The organism is Protofrankia sp. BMG5.30, assembly GCF_001983005.1.
GTDB lineage: Bacteria > Actinomycetota > Actinomycetes > Frankiales > Frankiaceae > Protofrankia > Protofrankia coriariae.
On sequence record NZ_MOME01000008.1, the window covers coordinates 287,310 to 307,124 of the forward strand.

The 19,815-nt window shown below is 70.2% G+C and carries 17 protein-coding genes; 3 read left to right on the forward strand and 14 right to left on the reverse strand.

Features of this window, described 5'->3' with window-relative positions:
• Window positions 1-363: 363 nt before the first annotated feature.
• Genes BL254_RS04790 through BL254_RS04805 form a run of 4 tightly spaced genes read right to left on the reverse strand, consistent with a single transcriptional unit; the run spans window position 364 to window position 5,013 of the window.
• Window positions 364-816: a nuclear transport factor 2 family protein gene (locus BL254_RS04790; protein ID WP_052914309.1), complete on the reverse strand. Its 453-nt coding sequence runs from the start codon at window positions 814-816 to the stop codon at window positions 364-366.
• Window positions 813-2,006 carry an NAD(P)/FAD-dependent oxidoreductase gene (locus BL254_RS04795; RefSeq protein ID WP_047221905.1) on the reverse strand — a complete coding sequence of 398 codons (1,194 nt, stop codon included), beginning with the start codon at window positions 2,004-2,006 and terminating at the stop codon, window positions 813-815. The genes BL254_RS04790 and BL254_RS04795 overlap by 4 nt, the downstream gene beginning before the upstream one ends.
• Window positions 2,003-3,799: an AMP-binding protein gene (locus BL254_RS04800; protein WP_076842622.1), complete on the reverse strand. Its 1,797-nt coding sequence runs from the start codon at window positions 3,797-3,799 to the stop codon at window positions 2,003-2,005. Before BL254_RS04800 ends, BL254_RS04795 begins: the two co-directional genes overlap by 4 nt.
• A complete protein-coding gene (locus BL254_RS04805) occupies window positions 3,796-5,013 on the reverse strand; it encodes a CaiB/BaiF CoA-transferase family protein (RefSeq protein WP_076842623.1) in 1,218 nt (405 codons plus the stop codon). The genes BL254_RS04800 and BL254_RS04805 overlap by 4 nt, the downstream gene beginning before the upstream one ends.
• A 166-nt stretch (window positions 5,014-5,179) precedes the next feature.
• Here BL254_RS04805 and BL254_RS04810 point away from each other — a divergent pair, with 166 nt between their 5' ends.
• Window positions 5,180-6,316 (forward strand): acyl-CoA dehydrogenase family protein, encoded by a 1,137-nt coding sequence (locus BL254_RS04810; RefSeq protein ID WP_076842624.1) that lies wholly within the window; start codon window positions 5,180-5,182, stop codon window positions 6,314-6,316.
• 259 nt (window positions 6,317-6,575) lie between these two features.
• On the opposite strand, the gene BL254_RS04815 is transcribed toward BL254_RS04810, so the two are convergent.
• The 9 genes from BL254_RS04815 to BL254_RS04855 form a co-directional block, all read right to left on the reverse strand.
• Complete coding sequence (locus BL254_RS04815; protein WP_013874210.1) at window positions 6,576-6,770, reverse strand: ferredoxin; 195 nt, start codon at window positions 6,768-6,770, stop codon at window positions 6,576-6,578.
• 13 nt (window positions 6,771-6,783) lie between these two features.
• A complete protein-coding gene (locus BL254_RS04820) occupies window positions 6,784-7,938 on the reverse strand; it encodes an aromatic ring-hydroxylating dioxygenase subunit alpha (protein ID WP_047221901.1) in 1,155 nt (384 codons plus the stop codon).
• Between the two features lie 347 nt (window positions 7,939-8,285).
• Window positions 8,286-9,089: a response regulator gene (locus BL254_RS04825; protein ID WP_047221900.1), complete on the reverse strand. Its 804-nt coding sequence runs from the start codon at window positions 9,087-9,089 to the stop codon at window positions 8,286-8,288.
• Window positions 9,090-9,377: 288 nt separating this feature from the next.
• The gene (locus tag BL254_RS04830) at window positions 9,378-10,277 is read right to left on the reverse strand and encodes a potassium-transporting ATPase subunit C (protein ID WP_047221976.1); all 900 of its coding nucleotides are present in this window, start codon (window positions 10,275-10,277) and stop codon (window positions 9,378-9,380) included.
• A 5-nt stretch (window positions 10,278-10,282) separates the two neighbouring features.
• Window positions 10,283-12,505 carry a potassium-transporting ATPase subunit KdpB gene (gene kdpB, locus BL254_RS04835; protein ID WP_076842625.1) on the reverse strand — a complete coding sequence of 741 codons (2,223 nt, stop codon included), beginning with the start codon at window positions 12,503-12,505 and terminating at the stop codon, window positions 10,283-10,285.
• A gap of 1 nt (window position 12,506) precedes the next feature.
• Window positions 12,507-14,168, reverse strand: a complete 1,662-nt coding sequence (kdpA, locus tag BL254_RS04840; protein WP_076842626.1) for a potassium-transporting ATPase subunit KdpA — start codon at window positions 14,166-14,168, stop codon at window positions 12,507-12,509.
• Between the two features lie 130 nt (window positions 14,169-14,298).
• Complete coding sequence (gene kdpF, locus BL254_RS04845; RefSeq protein ID WP_076842627.1) at window positions 14,299-14,388, reverse strand: K(+)-transporting ATPase subunit F; 90 nt, start codon at window positions 14,386-14,388, stop codon at window positions 14,299-14,301.
• A 714-nt stretch (window positions 14,389-15,102) separates the two neighbouring features.
• Window positions 15,103-16,026: an acyl-CoA thioesterase II gene (locus BL254_RS04850; protein WP_076842628.1), complete on the reverse strand. Its 924-nt coding sequence runs from the start codon at window positions 16,024-16,026 to the stop codon at window positions 15,103-15,105.
• Window positions 16,001-17,122, reverse strand: coding sequence for a FadR/GntR family transcriptional regulator (locus BL254_RS04855; RefSeq protein ID WP_076842629.1), 1,122 nt, complete (start codon window positions 17,120-17,122; stop codon window positions 16,001-16,003). The genes BL254_RS04850 and BL254_RS04855 overlap by 26 nt, the downstream gene beginning before the upstream one ends.
• 411 nt (window positions 17,123-17,533) lie before the next feature.
• On the opposite strand from BL254_RS04855, the gene BL254_RS04860 reads away from it, so the two are divergent.
• Window positions 17,534-17,953 carry an organic hydroperoxide resistance protein gene (locus BL254_RS04860; RefSeq protein ID WP_013874201.1) on the forward strand — a complete coding sequence of 140 codons (420 nt, stop codon included), beginning with the start codon at window positions 17,534-17,536 and terminating at the stop codon, window positions 17,951-17,953.
• A 91-nt stretch (window positions 17,954-18,044) separates the two neighbouring features.
• A complete protein-coding gene (locus BL254_RS04865; RefSeq protein ID WP_076842630.1) occupies window positions 18,045-19,181 on the forward strand; it encodes a glutamate--cysteine ligase in 1,137 nt (378 codons plus the stop codon).
• 15 nt (window positions 19,182-19,196) lie between these two features.
• Here BL254_RS04865 and BL254_RS04870 read toward each other — a convergent pair whose 3' ends face one another.
• Window positions 19,197-19,724, reverse strand: coding sequence for a VOC family protein (locus tag BL254_RS04870; protein ID WP_076842651.1), 528 nt, complete (start codon window positions 19,722-19,724; stop codon window positions 19,197-19,199).
• Between the last annotated feature and the right edge of the window lie 91 nt (window positions 19,725-19,815).

The window sequence follows — 19,815 nt, forward strand, 5'->3', positions numbered from 1 at the left end:
TCAACAAACAATTGTTTCGCCGATCTGTCCCTCGCAGGGGATGACGATCGCGAACGACAGGATCCCCCCTCCGACAGGTTGCGCTCGTGGCGACCATCGTGGTTTCGTAGCGTTTACTGTATGTCGAGCGGGCCGGTTCCGATACGTGGCTGACCGTCTTCTACGGGTGAACGCCGGCTCTTCAGCCCGCATCCGTCGCATGGCGTGCGCGGCACGTTGGGTATCCGACCTGTGCGCCGGAGGCGCCGTGCCCGAACGCGCCTCCGGCTGTCGATCTTCCTCGACTGAGCTGCCCCGGCGCTTCCTCGACGCCGTCCCGCTGGTTCGGCAGACGGTGGCAGGTCTGTTGTCAGGCCCGTCGGATCAGCCCGCTTCCGCCGCGGCCGCGATGGTCGCGCCCGTCAGCCCGGCGCTGGTGAACGACGTGAAGCGGCGCGAACGGAACCGCCAGCGGCCCTCGGAACGAGCGAACTCGTCGTGATAGCGGCCGATGACGACGAGCCGTACCGCGTCCGCGTCGATGCTTATGACCTGCACGTACGCGCTGCCCGAGGCGCCGGTGGCCGAAGGCTCCACAACCACCGAGGAAACGAGATGCCGGCTGCCCGCTCCCCGGGCCGCAACGCCGCGGACCAGCTCCGCCAGCGCGGCCCGGCCGTGCACCGGCTCAGCGTCGTCGCGTACGAAGATCCCGTCGTCGGTGAACAGGTCCGCGAGGTCCTCCGGGCTGTTGTCGTCGAAGGCGTGCGTGTACTGCGCGTACAGCTCGATGATTTCCTGGCGGGCGGCGGCGTCGAGCTCGTGGGCGACGGTCATCGGAGGACCTCCCTGACGGTGGTGGATTCCTGGGCCGCGCGCAGCTCCTTGCGGCTACGCAGGAACTGGCGAGGGTTGTTGACGGCGAACACACCGCTGACCCGGCCCTCGGCGAGAAAGTGCCCGACGAACGAGTCGGCGGCCATGTCACCCGCCACCACGACGAACTCGCTGCCGGCGTCGGCCCGGCCGGCGAACTGTAGCCGCAGCCCGAGCTGATCCGACCAGAAGAACCCGTCGTCGAGCAGGTTCGGAGCGGGCAGGCCGAGCAGCGTGTGCGCGGCGCGCCGGGCGCTGTTTCCCGCGGCGGTCCAGTGCCCGACGGGGACGAGGCCGTGCTCGGTGCGATGACAGACGACGTCTCCCGCGCCGAACACGTCCGGCGCGTCCGTCCGCCCGGCCAGGTCGCACACGAGGCCGTCGGCGACTTCCAGACCGGCCTCGGCGAGCCAGCCGACATCGCGTACGACCCCCACGCCGACAACGACGGCATCCGCGTCGAGCACCGACCCGTCGGAGAGCCTGAGCCGTTCGCCGCCGTCCGGCGCGGCCCCCGCGGCGGCGACGGTCACCCCGCAGCGGAACTCGACGCCGTGTGCCCTGTGCCGCGCCTGCAGCCAGTCCGCGACCAGCGGGCCCACCGCGCCCAGCAGCGGCGCGGGCTGGGCCTCGATCACCGTCACCGCGCAGCCTCGCGCGCGCGCCGTCGCGGCGACCTCCAGGCCGATGAACCCACCGCCGATCACCGCGATCCGCCGCCCGTCGCGCAGCACGGCCGCCAGCCTGCGGGCGTCGGCGGCGGTGCGCAGCGCGAACGCCGCCGTGCGGCCGGTGACAGCGTCCAGCGGCCGCGCCTGGGCGCCGGTGGCGATCACAAGCCGGTCGTAGGGGACCACCGGCCCGCCAGCGACAGCCACCGTGTGGGCCACGGTGTCCAGCGCGATGACGGGCCGGCCGAGCTCAAGCTCGATCCCCAGAGCGCGGTAGTCGGACGGGCCGAGAAGACGGATGGCATCGTCCGGCAGCGCGTCGAGCAGGTACTCCTTGGACAGCGGGGGACGGTCGTAGGGCGGCTCCGTCTCGGCGGAGAGGATGCGCACCTCGCCGCGGTGGCCCAGGTCACGCACGCTCTGGGCGGTGCGGACGGCTGCCAGCCCGCCGCCCACGATGACGATCCGTGGGTCGCTCACACCGACCCCACCGGGGCCGGCCGGGCAGCGTCAGGCGCGGTCTGTGCAGCCTGATCTGCCTGTGCGGTCTGGGCCAGCAGGGCCACCGCCCGCTCCGCCAGCATGAACTTCTGCACCCGGCCGGTGGCCGTCACCGGGATCTCGTCCTCTTCGATGAACAGCACCGCGTCGGGGACCTTGAAGCGCGCAAGCCTGCTCGAGCAGTAGGCGACGAGTTCGTCCGGCGTGGGCCGCCCCGGGCCGGGCACGATCCAGGCGCACCCGACCTCACCCATCCGTGCGTGCGGGATCCCGACGACGTGCGCGGCTGCCACGCCCGGGTGGTCGGTGAGCACCCGTTCCACCTCRCCGGGCAGCACCAGCTCCCCGCCGCAGCGATAGGACTCCTTCTTGCGGCCGGTCAGTATCAGATAGCCCTGCTCGTCGATGCGGCCGAGGTCGCCCGTGCGCATCCACCCGTCGGGAGTGAACAGCGCCACGGTCTCCGCGGGCTTGTTGTAGTAGCCGTGGGTGACGAYCGGGCCGCGGACCACCAGCTCGCCCACCTCGCCGGCCGGGATGTCCGCACCGGTCTCGGAGTGCACCGTCCGGTAGACGGCGAGCGTGCCACCGAGATCGGCGGCACCGGCGACACCCGCCGGCTTGGTGGTCCCGTTCGTGTTCGCCAGCCGGTCGAGAGGATCGCCCGGCCGGGTACACGTCGTCGACGCCGTGGTCTCGGTCTGACCGTACGCGGTGAAGATCTCATCGACTCCCAGCACCTCGAGCATGTCGGCCCACATGCTGGCGGAGTGCGCGGCCCCGGAGGAGAACATCGTCCGCAGCGACGACAGGTCGTGGTCGCCGGTCCGTGCCGCGTCGAGCACCATACTGGTCATCGCCGGGACGCAGATCAGCTCGTCGATACGGTGGCGGGCGATGTCCCGCAGGGTCTGCTGGGCGTCGAACGTCGCGTGCGGGCAGATCGCCCCGCCGACGAACAGCGCCGCGATCAGGCCCTCGACGTAGCCGAAGACGTGGTAGATCGGCAGCGCGAACAGGATCCGCCGGCCGTCCTCGAAGGCGCGGGTGTAGGCGCTGGCGTACGCGGTCCGCAGGACGGCGTCGTGCTGGAGCATCACGCCCTTGGCCGCACCGGTGGTGCCCGAGGTGTACAGCAGGTCGGAGACGGCGTCGGGATCGGCTGCCACGGTGCGTGACCGCACATCCTCCTCGCTGATCCCACGGCCGAGCTCCACGAGCTCGCTCAGCGGCCGGCCGCGGGCCGGCTCGCCGTCCGTGCCGAGCACGAACACGTGCCGCAGCTGGGGCAGCGAGCTGCCGCCCGCCCCGCTCTCCCAGCCCGGGGCGATCCGGTCCAGGGCGTCGAGGTAGTCCAGGTCGCGGAAGCGGTCCATCGTGATCAGGACGACGCTGTCGGACTGGCGCAGCACGTAGCTCAGTTCCTCGTGCCGCAGCCGGAAGTTGATCGATACCGACACCGCCCCGACCCGGGCCACCGCGAACTTCAGGGCCACGACCTCGGGCAGGTTCGCCATGTCCACGGCGACGTGATCGCCCGGCCGGATCCCGATCGCCATCAGCCCGGCGGCCAGCCGTCTCGACCAGTCGGCGATGTCGCCGTAACTGTAGGACCTGGTGTCGCCGAGAACGAGTGGCCGCTGAGGATGTTCGGTGGCTAAGAGATCGAGAAGCTGGGCGGTCGTGCGGGGTATCCAGCGGGGGTAGCGCGCCTCCAGAGCGTCACGACGCTGGGCAGCGCTCGAGCCGGTCGTTGTGGTTGAGCCGGTCATAGTGGCGACACCGTCGCTTCCGTCATCGAGTCGGGGGCAAGATTGAGAATCTTGTCGGGGGGCATGCCCACCTCGGCGAGTACCTCCGCGGTGTGCTGGCCGAGCGCGGGCGGTTCGCGCATCGCGCATGAGCCGTCGGTGTCGATCGGCAGCCGGAGCTGCCTGAGCCCGCTTGTGCGCAGCGCGTCGCCGAGGGGCTCGGCATCGCGGACGAGGGCGCGCTCGCGGGTGACCGGATGTGCCAGGGCGGCGGCCAGGTCGTTGACCGGCCCCGCCGGAACGCCGGCGGCGGAGATCCGCTCGAGCCAGTGCTCGGACGGCGCGGTGCCCAGCCGCTCCTCGATGGCAGCTGTCAGGGCGTCGCGCGCACGCACCCGGTCGGCGACGGTACGAAAGCGTGGGTCGTCCCGGAGTACGGGAAGGTCGAGGGCCGTGCAGAGCCGCTCGAACAGCCGGTCCGTCGCGGCGGCAATCATGATCGCGCCGTCCGCGGTGCGGAAGGCCTGGTAGGGAGCGGTGCTCGGGGCGGCCGAGCCGAGACGGCCGGGGAACCCACCGGTTCCGAGGAATCCCATGACCTGGTGGCAGAGCAGGAAGAACCCGCTGTCGACCAGGGTGATCTCCAGCTGCTGGGCCTCGCTCCCGTCGGTGCGACGGGCGAGCGCGGCCTGGATCGATGTGATCGCCCAGAGCCCGGTGGAGACGTCCACGACGGACGGCGCGGCGCGGGCCGGGCGGCCGTCGGCGTCACCGGTCATCTCCATGATGCCGGTGAAGGCCTGCACGATCGCGTCGTACCCGGGACGGTCGTGCCCGAGCGGGCCCTCACCGAAGGCGCTGATCGAGCAGTGCACGACGCGGGGGCTGACCCGGCGGAAGTCGTCGAAGCCGAGCCCGAGCCGGTCCGCGACCCCGGGCCGGAACGATTCGACGACGACGTCGGTGCTGGCCGCGATCCGCAGCACCGCGTCGCGGCCGGCCGGGGTGCCGATGTCCAGGGCGACACTGCGTTTGTTTCGATTCACGGTGAGAAACACCRTGCTCTCCGGTCCCCAGCGTGGCGGCAGGCTGCGGGTGGCCTCTCCGCTGCCCGGACGTTCGACCTTGACGACGTCGGCGCCGAGATCGGCAAGGATCAGGCAGGCGAGCGGGCCCGCGATGTTCTCGCTGAGGTCGAGTACCCGCAGGCCGCGGTAGGTCTGATCGAGCGTCATGTGAGCACACCGGTCATGGGGCGTCTCCAATGCCTGTGGTGGGCCGGTGACTGTATCGATCTCCCAGGTCAGAGCTCAAAAACAATCACTTGTTTTTTTCTAGCATGGTCGATTAACGTGGTCAACAGACAGATATGGGCCCGCGGTGCTGACGGAGGGTGCAGGGATGGACTTCAGACTCACCGAGGAACAGCAGCTGTGGAGAGACACACTGCACACGTTCATGGAGCGCGAGGTAGGGCGGGAGTACATCCRCAAGCACGACGAGTCCCGGGAGTTTCCCGACGAGGCTTACCAGAAGATTGCGGACAGGGGCTGGTTGGGGCTGCTCATCCCCGAGGAGCAGGGCGGGCTCGACGCCGACCCGGTGATGTACGCGATCTTCTGTGAGGCCATGGCGAAGTTCAGCCTCGACTTTGCCGCGTGCGTGATGACCTCCATGTTCACCGCGACGAACATCGCCAACCACGGCACGGCCGAGCAGCGCGAGCAGTACCTGCCAGGCTTCCTCGCCGGCAGGACGAAGTTCAGCGTCTCGATCACCGAACCGGGGGCCGGCTCGGACGCGGCGGCGGTGCAGACGCGGGCCGTCCTCGACAACGATCACTGGGTGCTCAACGGGAACAAGGTCTTCTGCTCCGGAGCGCACCTGCCGGACACCGTCATCACCGTCCTCGCGCGCACCAGCCCCGAGCGGCACCGAGGCCTCAGCCTGATCCTGGTGCCGAACACCGCGCCCGGCGTCGACATACGCAAGCTGAACACGATCGTCCGCCGTAGCCTCGGCACCACGGAGATCTTCTTCACGGATGTCCACGYCCCCGCCGGAAACCTGATCGGTGAGGTGAACAACGGCTGGGGCTACATCGGCGAACACCTGGAGTACGAGCGTCTGAGCCTGGCGGCCTCCTACGTGGGAAACGCCCGCACAGYGCTCGACGACACCGTCACCTATACCAGGAACCGCACCCAGTTCGGCCGGCCGCTGTCGTCGTTCCAGGTCCTCAAGCACCGGATGGCGGAGAACGAGTGCGAGGTGGAGGCCGCGCGGCTGCTGGTCTACAACGCCGCGACGAAGATGGCGCGCGGTGAGCGCGCTCTGAAAGAGGTGTCGATGGCGAAGGTGTTCGCCGCCGACGTCGCCTTCAGGACCTCGTTCAACGGCATGCAGGCGCTGGGTGGATACGCGCAGCTTCCGGAGTTCGACATGGAACGCTATTTCCGTGAGGCCAAGCACGCGATGGTCGGTGGCGGCGCGAGCGAAATCCAGCGCAGCATCATTGCCAAGGAGATGGGACTCTAGCCCGGATCCTTCGTACGTCCAGCGGACAACAGGCGGCGTGTCAGTGACCGGACCGGGATCCGCCCGGTCCGGTCCAGGCCGTTGCGAGGGTCGCCACGCCTGCGTCCCCGCACCTCGTCTCCCAAGCGGGAGAAACAGTCCACCGGTCGGAGAAGCGGTGCGGGGCGGATACGACCCGGTGCGACGGAAAACAGCGAACGGGTTGAAAATCCGGCCTGAAGCCACCGGTGAACGGGGACGCGGTGCCACGGGCACCGGCCTATTCGGTGAAGTGAATGGCCTTGCTCGGGCAGTCGTACTCCGCGCGGCGGACGGCGGGCAGCCGCTCGTCGGCGACGGTGGCCCGCGACAGCACCACCAGTCCGTCGTCGTCCACGTCGAAGATCTCCGGATCCGCGAGGACGCAGTTGCCGTAGCCCTGGCAGACGTCCCGATCGACCCTGATTGTGATCATTTCTTTCTCCTGATCAGCGAAGACGTTTGGCGACTTCGTCGTGAAAGGCGGTCAGTCTGCTCTCGGCGGTGTTGAAGATGTTGCGGCGGAATCCCTTCGACCGGGCCAGCGCCGCGAAGTTGTTGATGACCTCGGAGTCCTCCGCGAGGACGTCGAGGAAGTGTTTCCAGTCCCGCTCGTTGTGCTGTTCCCACTTCGCGTCGCTCAGGCCGTCCGGGGTGGGCCCGACGAGCTGGTAGGCGTTGAGGACGGTTTTGTCCGGCGCAACCGGCCAGGCGGTCCACATCTGCAGGTGGTTGGGGAAGCAGCTGAAGATCGTGTTCGGGAACGCGAGATAGTGGCACAGATGGGTCTGCCGATGATCGCTGTTGGAGACCTTGTCGGTGAACCCGCGGATCGGCAGCGTCATCCAGGAGTGCGGTGAGCTGATCTTCAGGCTGGCATCGCGCCACAGAACCAGCCCGGAGAGGGTCGACTTGTGCGTGAACGGGACGTGCCAGGTCTCGTTGAACGCGTCGACGACGATTTTCCAGTTCGCGGTGAGCGTGACCGATACGCGGAACCGGGTGTCGAACCGGTCGAGCCGGTAGCCGGCGAGCTCCTCGCCGATCGTGTCGAGGTACTCCAGCAGGTCGGGGAGCGTGTCGGAGAGCGTCAGCCAGATCCAGCCCGACCACTCGACCACCCTGACCGCCGGCGCCCGCAGCCCGGCCAACTGTGCCGGGTCGAACGACTCACGCAGCGGTACCTGGCGGACGCTGCCTTCAAGATCGTAGACGAAGCCGTGCCACGGGCAGGTGAACCGTCCGTTGGAGCAGCGTCCGGAGCCTTCGACGAGAAGCGCGCCGCGGTGCTGGCAGACGTTGTGCCAGGCCGACACCGAGCCGTCGTCAAGCCGGATGATCACTACTGACTGTCCGAGCTGGTTCCAGACGACGTAGTCGCGGGGCTTTGGCACGTCGGCGGACGGAAACACCGGGAACCAGGCGTGGGACAGGATCCGGTCGAGTTCCCCCTGGTAGCGCGCCTGATCCGTGTACACCGAGGCGTCGACCGCGGATGGGGCGAGGGGGTACTGAGGTTCGTCCTGGGCAGGCTCGTCCTGCGCGGGCTCGGTGGGGGCGGGCTCGGTGGGGGCGAGTTTGGTCGCCGGGATGGACTGGGTCATGCGAGTGCCCTTCTCGTCGGCGTCGCCACTGGCTGGCCCGGTTGCCGATGTCGCGGGCCGGATGTGGGCTCGGATAGGTAAACAATCATTTGTTTCAAAGTAGGGCTGTGTGTAGTAGGTGTCAAACCGGTTCTGCGTGTGACGTATGGCGTGGTCCGCAACATGCCGGGTTGCCCGCGATCCGCGGAGCCGGACCGGTGCCGGCCTCATGGAGGACAGTCCGGACTGGTCGGGGCTGTCCGCGATCGGTCAGGCGGTGCGGCGGCCGGTAGGTGGCGCGGCTGGTAAAGGCGCTGAAGGCGCTGTCCGGAAGCCCGCGGTGGCGGGACGGGCCATGGCCGCGCTGGTCATGGCTGGAAGCGGTAGCCCATGCCGGGCTCGGTGATGAAATGGCGGGGGCGTGCCGGGTTCGGCTCCAGCTTGCGGCGCAGTCGTCCCATGTATTCGCGCAGGTAGTGGCTGTGTTCCTTCGGGGAGGGGCCGCCAGTGCGAGGGAGGAGTTGGCGGTGGGTGAGCAGTTTTCCGGGGTTGCGCACCAGTACTTCGAGCAGGTGCCATTCGGTCGGGCTGAGGCGGACGGTGGCCAGACCCTCAGGCCGGTCGGCGTGGTTGGCCGGTGGCTCGGGGTCCGCGGTCTCTCGGGCCTTCCCGGCCGGCCGTGTGGCACGGGGAGCGGGCTCGGGCGCGGCGGAAGCACGGTCGCGCCGATGATCGGCCAGCCTGGTGATCCGTCGGGCGGTCAGATCGATCGTATAGTCGCCGATCGTTGTCAGAGGAGCCTCTGTTGCGCTCAAGGTTCTCCTGGCCACCGCGCGTAGCCGGGCGAGGAGTTCGTCGACGCGGAAAGGCTTGGTGACGTAGTCGTCGGCGCCCGCGTCGAGCGCGCCGACCTTGTCGGTGCTGCCGGCACGGCCGGACAGGACGATGACGGGCGTTGTCGTCCAGCTGCGCAGGGCGTGGATGACCTCGGCCCCGTCCATGTCGGGCAGGCCCAGGTCGAGCAGGATGATGTCGGGCCGTCCGGACGTGGTGGCGGCGAGCGCGTGCCGTCCCGATGTCGCGGTCATGACTTCGTACCCTCGGGCGTGCAGGGTGATCCGCAACGCGCGCAGAATCTGGGTGTCGTCGTCGACGATCAGGACGCGGGTCATGCCGCACCGTCCCGCGCGCCGGTGCCGGCCGAGGCACCCCACAGCGGCCGGAACGACAGCGGCGACAGTGCCAGGACCGGTGCCAGGAGCATGGTGACGCCTCCGCGGAGGTTCCGTTGGCAAATACAGCCTCCAGCACAGAGCAGTCTCCCTTCGTCAGGGCTGCCGGGGCTACGGGAACGAGTCGGGACGACTGGCACGGGCCGTCTCAGGCGGGGCAGCACGGGTGAGGAGAGGTCCGCGGGTTTCGCCTCGGCAGGCACCGGCGGAACAGCAGGCCTGGTCGGGTCAGCCTGTGCCGAGCCTGTCCAGGGCGAGGTTGAGTTCGACGACGTTGACCCTGGGCTCACCGAGGAAGCCGAGCGCACGGCCGCGCACATGATCCTCGACCAGTCGGCGGACCGTTGCCGGGGTCAGCCCGCGGGCGCCTGCGACCCTGTTCACCTGGAGGTAGGCGTAGGCGGGGGAGATGTCCGGGTCCAGGCCGCTGCCGGAGGCGGTCACCGCGTCCGGTGGCACCGGATTGTCCCGGCCGCGCCCCGGCCCGGGGACGAGGACGCGTTGCCCCGCCGCGTAGTCGCCGCCGGGCGTCGCGCACTCGACCCGCACGCCTTCGTAGGTGGCGACGAACGGTTGCGCCGGGCACCGCTCGTTCACGCTGACGACCCGCACGACCGGCCCGGCGAAGCCCGGATCACGGTGGAATACCGCCAGCACGGCGCCGACACCGCCCGGGGTGCAGTACGGGCGCCGTCCGTCGACACCTTCGAGCTGCCCGACGGCCCTGCTGCGGCCGCACACGGTGGTGAGCAGGCTGCGCCGGCTCTCGTCACCGGGTGTGGCGGGATCGTCGAACATGTCGACGACGTCCTCGGGGCCCAGGTTGGACGCGGAGGTCGCGGTCGGGTCGTAGCCGGCACCGGCGGCGGACGGCCGGGGCTGGAAGTACGTCGGGATCGGGCGGCCGGCGGCGTCGGTGAACGGCTGGCCGATCCTTGACGAGCCGACGACCGTGCCGTCGGCCGCCCGGACGAGCGAGCCGTCCGCCCGGTGGCGCAGCCCGGGCAGCTGGGCGATCGCGGTGACGGCCAGGGGATACGCGACGCCGACGAGCACGGTGAGCACCAGCAGCATGCGCAGTGCGGCGAGGAGCTGGCGGACAGGGCCGGGCAGGCGTGGGGAGGCCATGACGATCACCGGATTCCGGGGAGGAACTGGACGACCAGATCGATGAGTTTGATCCCGACGAACGGGACGACCAGGCCGCCGAGGCCGTAGACACAGAGGTTGCGCCGCAGCATCGCCATGGCGTTGCCGGGTGTGTAGCGGACGCCGCGCAGGGCGAGCGGGATCAGCGCGATGATGACCAGCGCGTTGAAGACGACCGCGGACAGGATCGCCGACTGCGGGCTGTGCAGCCGCATGAGGTTGAACGTGTCCAGCCCGGGATACACCGCGGCGAACAGCGCCGGGATGATCGCGAAATACTTGGCGACGTCGTTGGCGATCGAGAACGTCGTCAGGGCGCCGCGGGTGATGAGCAGCTGCTTGCCGATCTCGACGATCTCGATGAGTTTCGTCGGGTTGCTGTCCAGGTCGACCATGTTGCCGGCCTCCTTCGCGGCCGACGTGYCGGTGTTCATGGCGACGCCGACGTCGGCCTGGGCGAGCGCGGGGGCGTCGTTGGTGCCGTCCCCGGTCATCGCGACGAGCCTGCCGCCGGCCTGCTCGCGCCTGATCAGGTCGAGCTTGTCCTGGGGGGTTGCCTCGGCGAGGAAGTCGTCCACCCCGGCCTCCTCGGCGATGGTCCGCGCGGTCAGCGGGTTGTCGCCGGTGATCATGATGGTGCGGATGCCCATGCTGCGCATCTCGTCGAAGCGTTCCCGCATGCCCGCCTTCACGATGTCCCTGAGCTGGACCACGCCCAGGACGCGGGCGGTTCGGCCGCCGTCCGCAGCGCCGGCGGTGAGCACCTCCGCGACGACCAGCGGCGTCCCGCCGGAGGCGGAGATGCCGTCCACCACGTGGTCGGTGTCGGGCGGTGCGCTCCCGCCGCTCTCCCGGACCCAGGCCAGCACCGCGCTGGCCGACCCCTTGCGGATCTGCCGGCCGCCGCCGCGGAGCCCGGGCGTGGCCAGGTCGACACCGGACATCCGGGTCTGCGCGGTGAACGGGACAAAGGTCGCGGTGGGCAGTTCGCCGGCGGTCCGCTCCCGCAGGCCGTAGGTGGTCTTGGCGAAGACGACGATCGAGCGTCCCTCTGGCGTCTCGTCCGCGAGCGAGGACAGCTGCGCGGCGTCGGCGAGCGCACGCTCGTCCACGCCTCCGACCGGGATGAACGCCCACGCCTCCCGGTTACCAAGGGTTATGGTGCCGGTCTTGTCCAGCAGCAGGGTGTCGACGTCGCCGGCCGCCTCGACCGCGCGGCCGCTCATCGCGAGCACGTTGCGCTGCACCAGCCGGTCCATGCCGGCGATGCCGATCGCCGACAGCAGCGCGCCGATCGTGGTGGGAATCAGGCAGACGACCAGCGCCGCCAGCACGATCCCGGTGACGCCGTCGGCGTCCAGGGCGGCGTTGTCGGGGATGCCGGGCTGCTGCGCCCGGGAGAAGATCGCCAGCGGCTGGAGGCTCACGACCGCGAGCAGGAAGACGATGGTCAGCGAGGCCAGCAGGATGTTCAGCGCGACCTCGTTCGGGGTCTTCTGCCGGTTCGCGCCCTCCACCAGGCCGATCATCCGGTCGATGAAGCTCTCCCCGGGCCGCTGCGTGATCTCGACGACGATCCGGTCCGACAGCACCAGGGTGCCGCCGGTCACCGCGGACCGGTCGCCCCCGGACTCACGGATCACCGGCGCGGACTCGCCGGTGATGGCGGACTCGTCCACGCTCGCGATGCCCTCGACGACGTCGCCGTCACCGGGGATGAACTCGCCGGCCTCCACCACCACACGATCGCCCCGCAGCAGGTCCGGCGCGGGTACCCGCTCGGTCCGGGCCGTCTCGGCGGGCTGGCCGGGTGCCCAGTCGACGAGCCGGCGGGCGATCGTGTCGGTCTTGGCCCTGCGCAGCGCGGCGGCCTGCGCCTTCCCGCGTCCTTCGGCGACGGCCTCGGCGAGGTTGGCGAACAGCACGGTCAGCCACAGCCAGCCGACGATCAGCCAGGCGAACACGGTGGGGTCCGCAACCGCGAGCACAGTGGTGAACGCGGCGCCGATCTCGACGATGAGCATCACCGGGTTGCGCCACAGCGTGGCCGGGTTCAGTTTCCGCAGCGCCTGCGGGGTGGAGCGCAGCAGCATCCGCGGGTCGAGCAGGCCACCGGAGGCCCGCCGGGGCGGGTGGGTGGAGCCGGGGCCGGAGCCGGGGTTGCCCGCTGGGCCGGCGGGGTTGTCGTGCGCGGCGGTCGTGGGCATGTCAGTGCAGGCCTTCCGCGAACGGCCCGAGGGCGATGGCCGGGAAGTAGGTCAGGGCGACGACGACGAACGCGACACCGGTGACGAGGCCGACGAACAACGGCCGGTGGGTGGGCAGCGTCCCGCTCGACACGGGGGCCGTCCTCTGCCGGGCGAGGCTGCCGGCCAGGCCCAGGACGAACACCACCGGCAGGAACCGGGCGAGCAGCATGGAGATCCCCAGCACCGTGTTCCACCAGGCCGTGTTCGCCGTGAGGCCGGCGAACGCCGAGCCGTTGTTGTTCGCCACCGAGGTGGCCGCGTACAGCACCTCGGACAGCCCGTGCGCGCCGGAGTTCAGCATGTTCGCCCGTTCGCCGGGCAGCGCCATGGCCACCGCTGTGACGCCGAGGGCCAGCGCCGGCGTGGTGAGAATGTAGAGCGCGGCGAACTTCACCTCCCGCGCGGCGATTTTCTTGCCCAGGTACTCGGGCGTTCGCCCGATCATCAGACCGCCGACGAACACCGCGAGCACGGCGACGACCAGCATTCCGTACAGCCCCGACCCGGCGCCGCCCGGGGCGATCTCCCCGAGCATCATGTTCAGCAGCAGGACGGCGCCGCCGAGACTGGTGTAAGAGTCGTGTGCGGAGTTCACCGCGCCGGTGGACGTCAGCGTGGTGGCGGCTGCGAAGGTGGCCGAGCCCGACACCCCGAAACGGGTTTCGACGCCTTCGGTCGCGGCGCCGACAGCGGTCGGGACCGTACCGWGGTGGGCCAGTTGGAAACCGTTGACAAGAAACACCCCGGTTATCRCCAGAACGGCCATGACGGAGACGATCGCGAGACCCTGGCGGGTGTCACCGACCATTTTTCCGAAAGCTCTCGGCAGAGCGAACGGGATCGCCAGCAGAAGATATATCTGTAGCCAGTTTGTCCAGACCGTCGGATTTTCGAACGGATGGGCGGAGTTGGCGTTGTAGAAACCGCCGCCGTTGGTGCCGAGCTCCTTGATGATCTCCTGGCTGGCCACCGGGCCGCCGGTTATGGCCTGGCCGCCGCCGACGATGGTCGACACCGTCCGGACACCGTGGAAGTTCTGCACGACACCACCGGCGACCAGGACGACCGCGCCGATGACGGAAATCGGCAGCAGAACGCGGACGACGGTGCGGACCAGGTCCACCCAGAAGTTGCCGAGCCGGTCGGTATGGCTGCGGGAGAACCCGCGGACCAGGGCGATCGCCACCGAGATGCCGACCGCGGCGCTGGCGAAGTTCTGCACCGCCAGACCCGCCATCTGCGCGAGGTACCCGAGCGTCGACTCGCCGGCGTAGGACTGCCAGTTGGTGTTCGTGACGAAGCTGGCCGCGGTGTTGAATGCCTGTCCCGGCGCCATCCCGTCGAAACCGAGGTTGAACGGCAGCCGGCCCTGTAGGCGGAGAAAAACGTACAGGAAGAGCGCTGACACGCATGAGAACGCGAGCACAGCGCGCAGGTGGATGCTCCATCGCTGGTCCGTGTCCGGATCGACGCCGACCAGCCGATAAGTCATTTTTTCGGCCCGCAGGTGACGCTCGGAGGTGTACACCCGGGCCAGGTAGTCGCCGAACGGCCGGTAGGTCAGGCCGAGGGCGACGGCGAGCGAGGCGGCGAAGACGACTCCCGCCGTCGTGGTGTTCATTCAGTGACCCCTTGTCGACCGGAAGCCCGGGCTCGGAGGAAACACAATCGTGGCAACGATCGCGCGGTCCGTGGCCGGGCGGGCCGTGGCGCGTCGCTGGTCCGGCGGGTCCGAATTTCTTCGGGGAAAGTCAGAACTTCTCCGGGAAAAGCAGGGCGACCACGAGGAAGACCACCAGAGCGGTCACCAGGACGAGCCCGGTCAGGTTCTCGGCGGTCACAGCCGTTCCACCCCTCGTACGACGAGCCCCAGCACCGCGAACATCACGATGATCAGAAAGATGAAAACCAGGTCACGCACTGCCTGCTCCTTCTGTCACGTCCCGCTGCCACCGCGGGGGACCGACCGGGCTGCGGCGCTCCCCTCGGGTGACGGCAACCCCACCACGCCCGGCCGTCCGGATGCCGGATACCCGGTGCCCAGGAATCCGAGTGCCCCGGGTGCCCGGGTGCCTGAGTGCCGATGGTGACACCGGCGTCGGGTTTCGCCGCAGGCCCTGACCGGGATGTCCCGGGAACAGACGCGACACGCCGGATACCCGGGCTGTCACCCGCGAGCGCTGGCACCATGAACTCCCCGGATCGCGCCGATTGCCGTATTGCCGCATCGGCAGCATCGACCCCACGGGAGCCGGCCACCAGCGGCGTTGACGCCCTGGTGACGCCGAATACGGCAGAGCACGGAGGAGCACGAAAGAGCACGAAAGAGCACGGAAGAGCACGGAAAACGTGGCCGGGGAGCCACTGGCCGTTGGCCGACGCCGGGTGCCCACCGTGCGCTCAGGCGGGGGAGCAAGCTGCCCGGTCACCCGGTTGCTGTGGCGGCCCCACCGCCATGAGCTGATCCGTCATGGCCAGATCAAGGTCTGCCCTGGTCGCCGGGCCGGTGGGTCGCCGGGCCGGTGGGTCGGCGGGGCTCGCCTACATCCTCACTGTCAGGAGTGGACGCGCATCAGGYCTTCCTGCGCGACCGAGACGACGAGCCGGCCGTCGGCGGTGTATATCTCGCCGCGGGCGAAGCCCCGGGAGCCCGCCGCCGACGGGCTGTCCTGGATGTAGAGCAGCCACTCGTCCGCGCGGAACGGACGGTGGAACCACATGGCGTGATCGAGACTGGCCAGCGAGATCGTCCGGCCGTCCGTCGACCGGTGCGGGAGCAGAGTCGTCGTGATCAGCCGCAGGTCGGACGCGTACGTGACCGCGCAGACGTGGTAGAGCGGGTCGGCGGGCAGCGTCCCGCGGGCGCGGAACCACATCCGCTGGTGTGGGCTGTGCGGCTCCCCGTGTGAGGACCACACGGGCTGTTGGACGGAGCCGTCCGCGCCTTCGGTCGGCGCGAGCCGGACGTCGAGGTACCGGGAGAAGAAGGGCTCGATGCTCCCCCCGTTCGGCAGGGACCACTCGGGCAGCTCTTCGGGCAGGGATGCGGGCAGTTCCTCGGGCGGCGGTGACGGCGGCACGGGTGACTGATGCTCCGGGCCGTCGGTGACGCGCTGGAAGGAGGCGGACAGGTGGAAGATCGCCCGGCCGTGCTGGATGGCGACCACCCGTCGCGTCGTGAACGACCGTCCGTCGCGGATCAGATCCACATCGTAGATGATCGGCGAGCTGGGATCGCCCGGCAGCAGGAAGTAGGCGTGCAGCGAGTGCACCGGACGATCAGGGGCGACCGTCCGGCCGGCGGCGATGAGCGCCTGCGCCGCGACGTGGCCCCCGAACACCCGGGTCGGCGCCGTGTGCCACGACCAACCGCGGAAGATGTTGGTTTCGATGCGGTCGAGGTCGAGGACCTCGACCAGGGAGTCGGCCTCCGCGCGCGTCACCTGATCCACATTACCTATCCGGTGGCGCCGCTTCATCGAACAGCGGCGCTCCGGGGATTTCGGCTTCCCGTGACGCGGCGGAGGCATGGCCGGGCCGTCGATGGTCCTCGGCCGGCTCGGGGATTTCGGCCCGCGGGCCGGCAACGGTTGCCGGGGCGCGCTCGGGGGTGGGCGTCGTCGCCAGCAGGTGACGCCGCCACAGCGCCTCGGCCTCGTCCGCCGCGCCGGCCTCGATCAGCGCCACCAGTTGCCGGTAGGGCTGGCGGCCGTCGTCCCCGGCCACCGGTGTGCCCGGCCGTGCCGTGGTGCTGGTGCTGGTGCCGGCGTTGGAACCGGTGCCCGATGTCTCCTCTCGGGCCATGTCGATGATGTGGCGCAGCATCCCGACGAGCACGATCAGGGTCTGGTTGCCGGCGAGTTCCACCAGCAGGCCGTGGAAGTCCGCTACCGCGGACCGCGACACCGCGGGAGCCCGGRCCTCCCGGGCCGGCCCGCCGGCGGGCGCCGTGAGCGCGGTGGTGGCCTGGTCGGGCCGGGTGCGGGCCGCCGGCCGGTCAGCGTCCGCCGTGGCCGCCTCGACGGCGGCGAGCGCCGCCCGCAGCCTGGCCAGGTCCTCCTCGGTGTGCCGCTGCGCGAGCCGGCGGACGCAGGGCGGCTCGAGCAGCGCCCTGGCCTGGTGGACGTCGGCGATGGTGGTGCCGCGGTACTCCAGGACGAGCGCGGCGTAGCGGGCGGCGACGTCACCGTTGGGTGTGTGGACCCGGGCGCCTCCGTGCGCCCCGCGCCGGACGCTGATCAGCGCTTCGGACTCCAGGACGCGGAAGGCCTCCCGCAGGGTCGGGCGTGAGACCCCGAACTGCTCCATCAGCACGGCTTCCGGGGGCAGGGCGTCCCCCTCGACCAGTTCGCCCCGCACGATCTGGCGCCGCAGGCGGGCGGCGACCAGTTCGGCGGTCTTGGGGACGCGCACCCGCCGGCCGATGTGGCTGTCGCCGGCCGGGTGCCGGCCGGCGTCGTTGTCGTACCCGCCGGCGGGCGTGCCGGCCGACGGGTCGGGCGTTCTGACAGCCCCGGGCCGCCCGATGCCCGTCGGGCCGTCTGTTGCGATATTGGCTGCGTTCAGTAACACCATGATGGTCCCCCTCGGAGAGATCCGGCTGCGGGCGGGCAGTATGTGGCCTGCTGGCGCTGGTTCGGCTCCTTCGTCCAGAAGATCACATCGTTGCTGCCGGCGATGTCACCAGAAGTACTGGCGAGGTTGCATTGTGACACTACTGGTCACTGCTGCCTACAAGGGGTTCCATGATGGCTACAAATAATGACTATTTGTAATCGATATTCATTAGATCTTTACTAAAAGTAATCAATCGAAGTCTTTTTGTCATCATTTGACGGTGGTGAACGCCATACGGCGACCCGAACGGACCGGTGCGCTGTGTGAGCCACCCGGACGAAAAAGGTGCCGGCCGGTGTTCCACCCGGATGATCCGGATCGTGCGCGTCTGGCGCACGGGTCATCGGATCCACACCTGAGGAGATCGTGATGACGGCTCTGTACACGGCTGAGGCCACCGCGTGGGGCGGGCGTGAGGGACGGGTGGCGTCCAGCGACGGGCGGGTGGACCTGAGCCTGTCCCTGCCCAAGGGGCTCGGCGGCGACGACGGCCCGGGCACCAATCCGGAGCAGTTGTTCGCAACCGGCTACGCCGCATGTTTTCACAGCGCGCTCAAGGCGGTCGCCCGGCGGGCGAAGGTCGATGTCTCCGCGTCGGCGGTCACCGTCCGGGTCGAGATCGGCCCGGACGACGACGGGTTCGCCCTCGCCGTCGCGATCGAGGCCGAGATCGAGCAGGTCGACCGGGACGTGGCCGCCACGCTCGTCGAGCAGGCTCACGCCCTGTGCCCGTACTCCAGGGCGACCCGGGGCAACATCGTCTCCACCGCCACCCTCGTGGACAACTGACCGGGTAGCCGGCTGATCCGCTGGCCGGCTGGCCTGGTGGACGGCCGGCCAGCGGACGCCGGCCGGCGCCGTGTGCTGCCCGGGACGCCGGATGGTCGTAGCGTCTTCGTTCATGGGCGACGCGCGCATCGCGACCGTCGGCGTCGAGGAGGAGTTCCACATCCTGGATCTCGCCTCCCGACGGCTCGTGCCGCGGGCTCCGGCGATCCTCGAGCGCGTCGCGAAGGAGTGTTTCACCGCCGAACTGCTGACGTCGGTGGTGGAGTCCAACAGCCGCCCGTGCACCGATCTGGCCGATCTGCGCGGCAGCCTGCTCCAGCTGCGGCGCGAACTGGTGGTGGCCGGCGAACCGCTCGGGCTCGGCCCCGCGTCCGCGGGGACCGTCCCCCTGGTCGACCGGGACGCGCCCGGGATCAGCCGGTACCCGCGCTACCAGCGGATGCTCGCCGACTACCAGCTCCTCGCCCGGGAACAGGCGATCTGCGGCGCGCAGGTGCACGTCGAGGTCGCCGACCGAGAGCTCGCGATCGCGGTGGCCGCGCGGGTCGCGCCGTGGCTGCCGACGCTGCTGGCGGTGTCGGCGAGCTCCCCGTACTGGCAGGGCGCGGACAGCGGCTACGCGAGCGTGCGCACCCTGGTCTGGCAGCGGTGGCCGACTGCCGGCGTCACCGGACCGTTCCGCACGGCGGCCGAATACGACCAGGTCGTCGCGGACCTGATCACATCCGGGGTGATCAGCGACCCGGGCATGGTCTACTTCGACGTCCGTCCCTCCGCGCACCTGCCCACCGTCGAGCTGCGGGTCTGTGACGCGTGCCCGGACGTCGACACCGTCATCCTCGTCGCCGGCCTGTTCCGCGCGCTCGTGCGCCGGGCCGCCCTGGCGGTCGGGACCGGCGCGCCAGCCCCGCCGTGGCGGACGGAACTGCTGCGGGCGGCCACCTGGCGGGCGGCCCGGTCCGGGATCGAGGGCGACCTCGTCGACGTGGCCGCAGCGGTGCCGGTACCGGCCCGGGATCTGCTGTACCGGCTGGTGGACGAGGTGCGCGCCGAGCTCGAGCACGCCGGCGACTGGGAGCTGATCCACGACCTCGCCCGCCGCGCGGTCGGCCGGGGCAGCGCCGCGGCCCGGCAGCGGCGGGCCTTCGCCCGGCGCGGGCGGCTCACCGACGTCGCCGACCTCATCCTCGCCGAGACCCGCCAGGCGGCGGACGCGGTGGCGGCCTGAAGCGGCCGGCCCGCGTCAGACCGTGACGCCGAGCGGGACGGAGATCCCGAGGCCGCCGCGGGTGTCCGCGCCGTAGCGCGCCTTCTCCCTGGCGATGTCCAGCGGTCGGGTACCGGCGCGGTTCGCGGCGACCGCGGCGTCGTCGAGCAGGTGCGCGGGGACCACCCAGACGACCTCGAACTCCAGGCCGTCCGGGTCGTGGGCGTACAGGCTCTTGGTGGTGCCGTGGTCGGACGAGCCGACCAGCGCCCCCGCCGCGACGAGCCGGCGGGCCGCGTTCTCCAGGTCGGTGAGGGTGGCGACCTCCCAGGCGATGTGGTACATCCCCACGGCCGACCGGCCCGCCGGCGAGGCGGCGGCGTCCGCGCCGAGCTCGAACAGGCCGATGTCATGGTCGTTGGTGGAGTCCGGTGCCTGCAGGAAGGCGGCCCTGCCGGGGATCGCCATCGTCACCCGGAAGTCCAGGACGTCGGTGTAGAAGGCGGTGGTACGCGCGACGTCACGGACGTAGAGGACAACGTGGTTGAGGCGGTGGATGCCCATGATCTCCTCCTCGGGCCGTTCGACACCTGGGCGCTGCCGGGGTAGCACCGGGTACCGCGGGCGTTGTCCGCCGTCGAACGCCGCTCTGTCA